The organism is Virgibacillus sp. AGTR (genome assembly GCF_016919725.2).
GTDB classification, from domain to species: Bacteria; Bacillota; Bacilli; order Bacillales; family Amphibacillaceae; genus Virgibacillus; species Virgibacillus salarius.
Genome location: NZ_JAJERH010000044.1, coordinates 25,890 through 33,735, shown reverse-complemented (window position 1 = coordinate 33,735; position 7,846 = coordinate 25,890). Strand labels below are relative to the sequence as shown.

General features: G+C 37.9%; 8 protein-coding genes. All 8 read left to right on the top strand.

The genetic code is table 11. The annotated features are described in order from the left end of the window. Positions 1–220: 220 nt before the first annotated feature. The 8 genes from JUJ52_RS15265 (at position 221) to JUJ52_RS15230 (ending at position 7,725) form a co-directional block, all read left to right on the top strand. Positions 221–580 (top strand): response regulator, encoded by a 360-nt coding sequence (locus tag JUJ52_RS15265; RefSeq protein ID WP_026681803.1) that lies wholly within the window; start codon positions 221–223, stop codon positions 578–580. Positions 581–680: 100 nt separating this feature from the next. Continuing rightward, positions 681–1,538, top strand: coding sequence for a class II fructose-bisphosphate aldolase (locus tag JUJ52_RS15260; protein ID WP_205389114.1), 858 nt, complete (start codon positions 681–683; stop codon positions 1,536–1,538). A gap of 35 nt (positions 1,539–1,573) precedes the next feature. Beyond that, on the top strand, positions 1,574–2,215 hold the full coding sequence (gene fsa / locus JUJ52_RS15255) for a fructose-6-phosphate aldolase (protein ID WP_026681801.1): 642 nt from the start codon (positions 1,574–1,576) through the stop codon (positions 2,213–2,215). A gap of 130 nt (positions 2,216–2,345) precedes the next feature. Further along, positions 2,346–3,632: a UDP-N-acetylglucosamine 1-carboxyvinyltransferase gene (locus JUJ52_RS15250; protein ID WP_121603959.1), complete on the top strand. Its 1,287-nt coding sequence runs from the start codon at positions 2,346–2,348 to the stop codon at positions 3,630–3,632. Positions 3,633–3,716: 84 nt separating this feature from the next. Further along, a complete protein-coding gene (gene glpX, locus JUJ52_RS15245; protein ID WP_026681799.1) occupies positions 3,717–4,688 on the top strand; it encodes a class II fructose-bisphosphatase in 972 nt (323 codons plus the stop codon). Between the two features lie 471 nt (positions 4,689–5,159). Further along, positions 5,160–6,440 carry a transcription termination factor Rho gene (rho, locus tag JUJ52_RS15240; protein ID WP_026681798.1) on the top strand — a complete coding sequence of 427 codons (1,281 nt, stop codon included), beginning with the start codon at positions 5,160–5,162 and terminating at the stop codon, positions 6,438–6,440. A gap of 156 nt (positions 6,441–6,596) precedes the next feature. Next, positions 6,597–6,842: a type B 50S ribosomal protein L31 gene (locus JUJ52_RS15235; RefSeq protein WP_026681797.1), complete on the top strand. Its 246-nt coding sequence runs from the start codon at positions 6,597–6,599 to the stop codon at positions 6,840–6,842. Positions 6,843–7,095: 253 nt separating this feature from the next. Continuing rightward, positions 7,096–7,725, top strand: coding sequence for a thymidine kinase (locus JUJ52_RS15230; protein ID WP_205389112.1), 630 nt, complete (start codon positions 7,096–7,098; stop codon positions 7,723–7,725). Positions 7,726–7,846: the final 121 nt, after the last annotated feature.

The following is a 7,846-nucleotide window of genomic DNA, read 5'->3' as shown; positions in this document are numbered from 1 at the left end:
ATTATTCCATAATAGCTACTAGAGGAAGCTTAAATCTGAGCATTTAGTGATAAGGACTGAGCGAATTTTGCTCAGTTTTTCTTAGTCTATTTCCTTGCGCTTCTTACGAGTTGAGTATGTATAATCAGTAAAAACCTAATATGACAGCAGGATATCATCTTGTTCATATAGAATATAAGTGATGGGGGATAAATGCTTTTGGAAAGGGGATATTCATTATATGAAAAAGAAAATTTTAATTGTCGATGACCAACCTGGAATCTGTATGCTACTGACAGATATCCTTACAAATGAAGGTTATCATGTGGAAACTGCGAAAACAGGTAAAGAAGGATTGGACAAAGTCACTTCCTCTTCTTTCCAATTATTAATGATTGATTATAAGCTGCCAATTTATAATGCATTCGAGGTAATACGATTGATGAATCAAACAGGTGTATCTACACGAACTATTGTAATGAGCGGTATAACAGAAGAAGTTATTCGTGAGAATGAAGATTGTAGCAACGTAGAAAGTGTGCTAACGAAGCCTTTTAATATCCAAGAAGTATGTGATTTGGTCAAATCAATTATTGGTTGACTAGCAGGATTGTTGCGACTTTGAGTTGTTGTTGGTATTCTAATATTGTAATTAAATTATTTTCAAATAGGTGCATAGTTCATCTAAGAGGAGGATATATATGCCATTAGTATCAATGAAAGAGATGCTAGAAAAAGGGAAAGACAATGGTTATGCAGTTGGTCAGTTCAATTTAAATAACCTGGAATACGCACAAGCGATTCTTCAGGCAGCAGAAGAAGAGAAATCCCCAGTAATCCTTGGGGTATCAGAAGGTGCTGCTAAATATATGGGTGGCTTCAACGTTGTTGTATCAATGGTGAAGGCACTTATGGAATCGTATGGTACAACCGTACCTGTTGCTATACATTTAGATCATGGTTCAAGTTTTGCTAAGTGTGCAGAAGCTATTCACGCTGGCTTTACATCCGTAATGATTGATGCATCTCATGATCCACTTGAAGAAAACATAGCAATTACTAAAAAGGTTGTGGAACTAGCTCATCTTCATGGTGTATCCGTTGAAGCTGAATTGGGAACAGTTGGTGGTCAAGAAGATGATGTGATAGCAGACGGTGTTATTTATGCTGATCCAAAGGAATGTAAAGAATTAGTGGATCAAACTGGTATTGATTGTTTAGCTCCAGCGCTTGGTTCAGTGCACGGACCATACAAAGGAGAACCCAATTTAGGATTTAAAGAAATGGAAGAAATTCTTTCAACTGTTAAATTACCGTTAGTTTTACATGGTGGTACGGGAATCCCTACTAAAGATATTCAGCGTGCTATTTCTTTAGGTACTGCGAAAATCAATGTGAATACGGAGAACCAAATCTCTCAAACAAACGCTGTACGTCAAGTATTAAAAGATAAGCCTGAGCTTTATGATCCACGTAAATACCTAGGACCTGGTACAGAAGCAATCAAGCAAACCGTTATTGGCAAGATGCGTGAATTTGGTTCATCACAACAAGCATAATCGGTAACAGCTTATTAGTTAGGAGGCGACAATCAATGAAATTCTTTATTGATACAGCCAATATTGATGAAATTCGTGAGGCAAATGCACTTGGCGTTTTAGATGGTGTCACAACTAACCCAAGTTTAGTTTCTAAAGAGGATGTATCTTTTCACGATCGATTACGTGAAATCACAGAAGAAGTTTCTGGATCTGTGAGTGCAGAGGTGATTTCCGAGGATGCAGAAGGAATGATTCGTGAAGGGAAAGAACTTGCGGCAATCGCACCAAACATAACAGTTAAAGTTCCAATGACATTGGAAGGACTAAAAGCTGTTAAAGCATTTAGCGAATTGAATATTAAAACCAACGTTACGCTAATTTTCAATGCTAATCAAGCGCTACTTGCTGCGCGTGCAGGAGCTACGTATGTTTCACCTTTTCTAGGTAGATTAGATGATATTGGCCATGACGGTATGGTATTAATTGAAACCATTTCAGAGATATTTAATAAACATGATATTCATGCACAAATAATTGCGGCTTCTATACGCCATCCACTACATGTTATAGATGCTGCTAAAAAGGGTGCGCATATTGCTACTATTCCGTTTAAAGTATTGGAGCAGCTGGTAAAACATCCATTAACTGATCAGGGAATCGAGAAATTCCTTGCTGATTGGAATAAGCAAAAATAATTGCATAATAATGGAAGAAGTACACATCCTAAGGAACAGAAGCAGCAGTACTTGCTGCAAATAAGTTTGCAAGTCAATGTTAGCATAATTCGATGCTAATCATGTTCCTTGCCTAAGTGGGGTTATCTTAATGCAAAAAATGTTAGTTGAAGGTGGCCATGTTCTAAATGGCAAAGTACGAATCAGCGGAGCGAAGAATAGTGCTGTAGCGCTATTGCCAGCCGCGATTTTAGCTGATTCTAATGTAACTATTGAAGGACTACCAGAGATTTCAGACGTATATACATTAGGCGATTTACTTGAGGAAATCGGTGGTACGGTTTCCTGGGATGGACAAACCGTTCATATCAATCCTGAGAATATGATTGCCATGCCTCTCCCTAATGGGAAAGTGAAAAAGCTTAGAGCCTCCTATTATTTTATGGGAGCAATGCTAGGAAAATTTAAAAAGGCAGTTATCGGACTTCCGGGTGGTTGTTTTTTAGGACCACGTCCAATCGATCAGCATATTAAAGGGTTTGAAGCACTTGGTGCAGAGGTAACGAATGAACAAGGAGCTATTTACCTTCGGGCGAATGAACTTAGAGGTGCAAGAATCTACCTTGATGTTGTAAGCGTTGGTGCAACAATCAATATCATGTTAGCTGCAGTAAAGGCAAAAGGAAAAACAGTTATTGAGAATGCTGCAAAGGAACCTGAAATAATTGATGTGGCTACACTGCTTACGAATATGGGAGCAAAAATAAAAGGGGTAGGTACGGATGTAATCCGGATTGAAGGAGTACCTTCGCTTAATGGTTGCAGACATACTATTATCCCTGATCGTATTGAAGCAGGTACTTACACGATAGCTGCTGCAGCACAAGGGAAAGAGGTTATCATCGATAATGTAATTCCTCCTCATTTGGAATCACTTTTAGCTAAGCTACGTGAGATGGGGATATCTATTGAAGAGAGTGCGGAACAGTTACTTATTGCTCCTAAAAATCCATTGAAAAGTGTTGATATAAAAACACTTGTTTACCCAGGATTTCCGACAGACCTACAACAGCCATTTACTACCTTGTTGACGAAAGCGGTAAATACGGGTGTGGTTACAGACACGATTTATTCTGCTCGCTTAAAGCATATAGATGAATTAAGAAGAATGAATGCGTCTATTAAAGTAGAAGGTGGATCTGCTATTGTCTCTGGCCCCGTTCAGCTACAAGCTGCTAAAGTTAACGCTACGGATCTCCGAGCAGGTGCCGCATTAATAATTGCTGGACTTATGGCAGATGGAGTTACCGAAATAACTGGACTCGATCATGTTGATCGAGGATATGAGAAAATCACAGATAAATTAACCGACCTAGGTGCTAAAATTTGGCGTGAAGAATTGACAGATCAAGAAATTATACAACTACAGAATTCTTAGAGAGAAGTTAGCATAAGGTTAGGGAATACCTTTGTAAAAATTCTTCTCGGGATGAGGATATTTTACAAAAGGGAGAGATACGTAATGGAAAGAAGTTTAACAATGGAATTGGTTCGGGTTACCGAAGCAGCCGCATTAAAATCTGCTCGTTGGATGGGTAGAGGTAAAAAAGATGAAGCAGATGATGCAGCAACAACAGCTATGCGTGATGTATTTGATACTATTCCAATGCAAGGTACTGTAGTTATCGGTGAGGGAGAAATGGATGAAGCTCCAATGTTATATATTGGGGAACAGCTTGGCACAGGTCATGGACCTGGAGTAGACGTTGCTGTTGATCCACTTGAAGGTACAAGTATTGTTGCAAATGGTTCATGGAATGCACTAGCAGTTATTGCTATTGCTGACAAAGGTACATTATTACATGCACCAGATATGTATATGCAGAAAATTGCTGTTGGACCAGAGGCTGTTGGGAAGATTGATATCAATGCATCAACGATAGAAAACCTTCAGGCAGTAGCAAAGGCAAAAAATAAAGCTGTTGAAGATGTTGTGGTAACTGTTCTAGATAGACCTAGACATGAGAAATTGATTCAAGAAATTCGTGACGCAGGAGCGCGTATTAAATTAATTTCTAATGGTGATGTAGCAGGTGCAATTAACACCGCTTTTGATGAAACGGGTGTAGACATTTTACTGGGAACTGGTGGTGCTCCTGAGGGGGTTATAGCTGCAGTTGCATTAAAATGTCTAGGCGGTGAAATGCAAGGGAAGCTCGTGCCATCTAACACAGAGGAAGAAGAACGTTGTGAAAAAATGGGAATAGCTGATTTGAACAAAGTACTTACGATGAAAGACTTCTGTAGTGGTGATGATGCTATTTTCGCGGCTACTGGTGTAACAGATGGTGAATTACTAAAAGGTGTACAATTTAAGGGTACAAAGGCTAAAACAGAAACCATTGTAATGCGTGCGAAAAGTGGTACAGTACGATTTATTGATGGTGCGCATAGCCTGCAGAAAAAACCTGATCTTGTTATTAAACCAGAATAACGTATGAAAATAATGAAATGTGGTTACAACTGTTGTGTGTAGCTATACTTTCTTTTTTAGAGATGATAGAAAAGGAAGCCAGTCAAGTGTAGTGGCTTCCTTTTCTATATAAACTACAAAATTTAGCATGTGCTGTATTTTAAAAGCGAACAATAATTGGAATTAGTGATATACGTAATAAATAATCACTAGCTACCTCAATGTAAATGATGACACAACCTCTAAATCTTTAAGATTTTCTATGATATTTGTCATTATGGTGTTGAATATTAATCATCAAAAGAGTATTATGGTATATGTTTAATACATGATTATATCGTTGGACTTCTAATCTAGCTTCCGAAATTTTCTTCATTTCTACAAGGACAGACCTTCCAAAAAAGAAGTGAAAATCACAAACTCGTAATAATGCAATGGGTTTTAGTAATTATATTTTTTCTATGTTTAATATTAAATAGGCGTGGTGATTTTATGGCAGGATTAACTATCTCCCATCTGGAGACGTTAACATTGAAAGAAATTTATGCATTAGCAAGGGAGTATAAAGTCTCTTATTATGCAAAGTTAACGAAAAAAGAACTTATTTTTGCAATTTTAAAAGGACAGGCTGAAAAAGATGGGTATCTATTTATGGATGGGATTTTAGAGATTATTCCATCAGAAGGATTCGGCTTCTTAAGACCTATTAATTATTCCCCGAGTGCAGAGGATATTTATATATCTGCATCGCAAATTCGTCGCTTTGATTTACGAAATGGGGATAAAGTATCTGGTAAAGTTCGTCCACCTAAAGAAAATGAAAGATATTACGGGTTATTACATGTAGATGCGGTAAATGGTGATGATCCTGAAACAGCGAAGGAAAGAGTTCACTTCCCAGCTCTAACGGCATTGTATCCAGATCGTCTAATGAAACTTGAGACAGAAACAAATAAATTGTCTACGCGTATCATTGATTTAATGACACCGGTAGGTTATGGTCAACGAGGTTTAATTGTTGCACCCCCTAAAGCTGGGAAAACAATGCTTCTAAAAGAGATCGCAAACAGTATTTCTGAAAACCATCCAGATGCAAAGCTTATTATTCTACTTGTTGATGAACGTCCAGAGGAAGTAACTGATATTGAAAGATCTGTACATCCTGATGTTGATGTAGTAAGTTCTACATTTGATGAAGTACCAGAGAGTCATATTAAAGTTTCAGAATTAGTGCTAGAAAGAGCAATGCGTTTAGTGGAGCATAAACGTGATGTTATTGTGCTAATGGATAGTATTACGCGGCTGGCGCGAGCATACAATCTGGTTATCCCTCCAAGCGGGCGTACACTTTCTGGTGGTATTGATCCTGCGGCATTTCACCGTCCAAAACGATTCTTTGGAGCAGCGAGAAATATTGAAGAAGGCGGAAGCTTTACAATTCTTGCTACAGCATTAGTTGATACAGGATCACGGATGGATGATGTAATTTATGAAGAGTTCAAGGGAACAGGTAACATGGAATTACATTTAGATCGTAACCTTGCCCAACGTAGAATCTTTCCTGCAATTGATATTCTACGTTCAGGTACAAGAAAAGAAGAATTACTTGTAGAAAAAGCCCATCTAGATAAAATGTGGGCAATTCGTAAAACAATGCAAGATTCAAATGACTTCCTCGAACGTTTCTTAAGGCGTCTTAAATCTTCAAAAAATAATGAAGAATTTTTCCAATTAATGGACGAAGAAATGAAACGCCGTGGCACTAAGAGGTAAAGCGTCAACTTCAATTATTTAATTCTATACTATTGCATTCAGATGGCCAGACTGTTATAATCTTTTTATGTGAGTTTAGATAAGGTATTGTACCTATGACGGCTCTTACAATAACTCTGTTTCCAAAGGACTCAGGGCAAAAAGGAGTGGAATAACATGAAAAAGGAAATTCATCCAGAATACAGAAAAGTAGTATTTCTTGATACAAGCTCAGATTTTAAATTCTTGAGTGGTTCAACAAAGTCTTCTGACGAAACAATTGAGTGGGAAGATGGTAACACATACCCATTGATTCGTGTGGAGATCAGTTCAGAATCACATCCTTTCTACACTGGTAAACAAAAAGCTGATAAAGTTGGCGGCCGCGTAGATCGATTCAAGAAAAAATATAATATGAAATAAATAGCAGGAACACGTTGATGTCCTAGCTAGAATTATTGAAAATACCTTAAAAACAGGCAAAACGTCTAATCTTTGCCTGTTTTTTACTTTTTACTACGAGAGAATGTGGAAAGAGGACGAACCAGACGTTATCATGTTATTCTGATATATTAACAGCGTTTTTTAATAAATGCTTTATTTCCATGTAAGGTAAAATAAATGACGGGTAAACTACTAAGATACATTGTAATTATTGAAAGAGAGGACACTTATCATGTATGTGATGAAGCAAAGTGGTTGGATCGAAGTAATATGTGGCAGTATGTTCTCTGGTAAATCTGAAGAACTAATTCGCCGTGTTCGTCGAGCAACCTATGCAAACCTATCAGTACGAGTGTTTAAACCAGCTATTGATAATCGATATGAAGAAGAGGCAGTTGTTTCGCATAACGGTACTTCAATTATTGCTAGACCGGTGAGTAGTTCAGATGAGTTATTAGAGCATATGGATGAAAAAGTAGACATCGTTGGCATTGATGAGGTCCAATTTTTTGATGAGAATATAGTTGACACAGTTGAAGAATTAGCAAATAAAGGGATTCGTGCGATTACTGCTGGCTTGGATACAGATTTTCGCGGAGAACCATTTGGACCAATGCCGAAGCTAATGGCTTTAAGTGAGTCGGTGACGAAGCTGAATGCCATCTGTCCGATTTGCGGTTCACCAGCTAGCCGTACACAACGTTTGATTAATAATAAGCCCGCTTCGTATGATGATCCAATTATTTTAGTCGGAGCATCGGAGTCTTATGAGCCAAGATGCCGCCATCATCACGAAGTGCCTAATAAACCAACGAATACTATTTTAAATAGCTTATCGAAGCTATCAAGATCAAGGGGTTGACTAAAAGCAGCTCCATACCTACATACTGGAATATACTCGCTTTCTGCGTCCAGCCCTCTTGGGCTTTACATCGTTTCTTTTTTCGCAGGAGCCTCGTATATTCCAGTTTCTATATTAAATA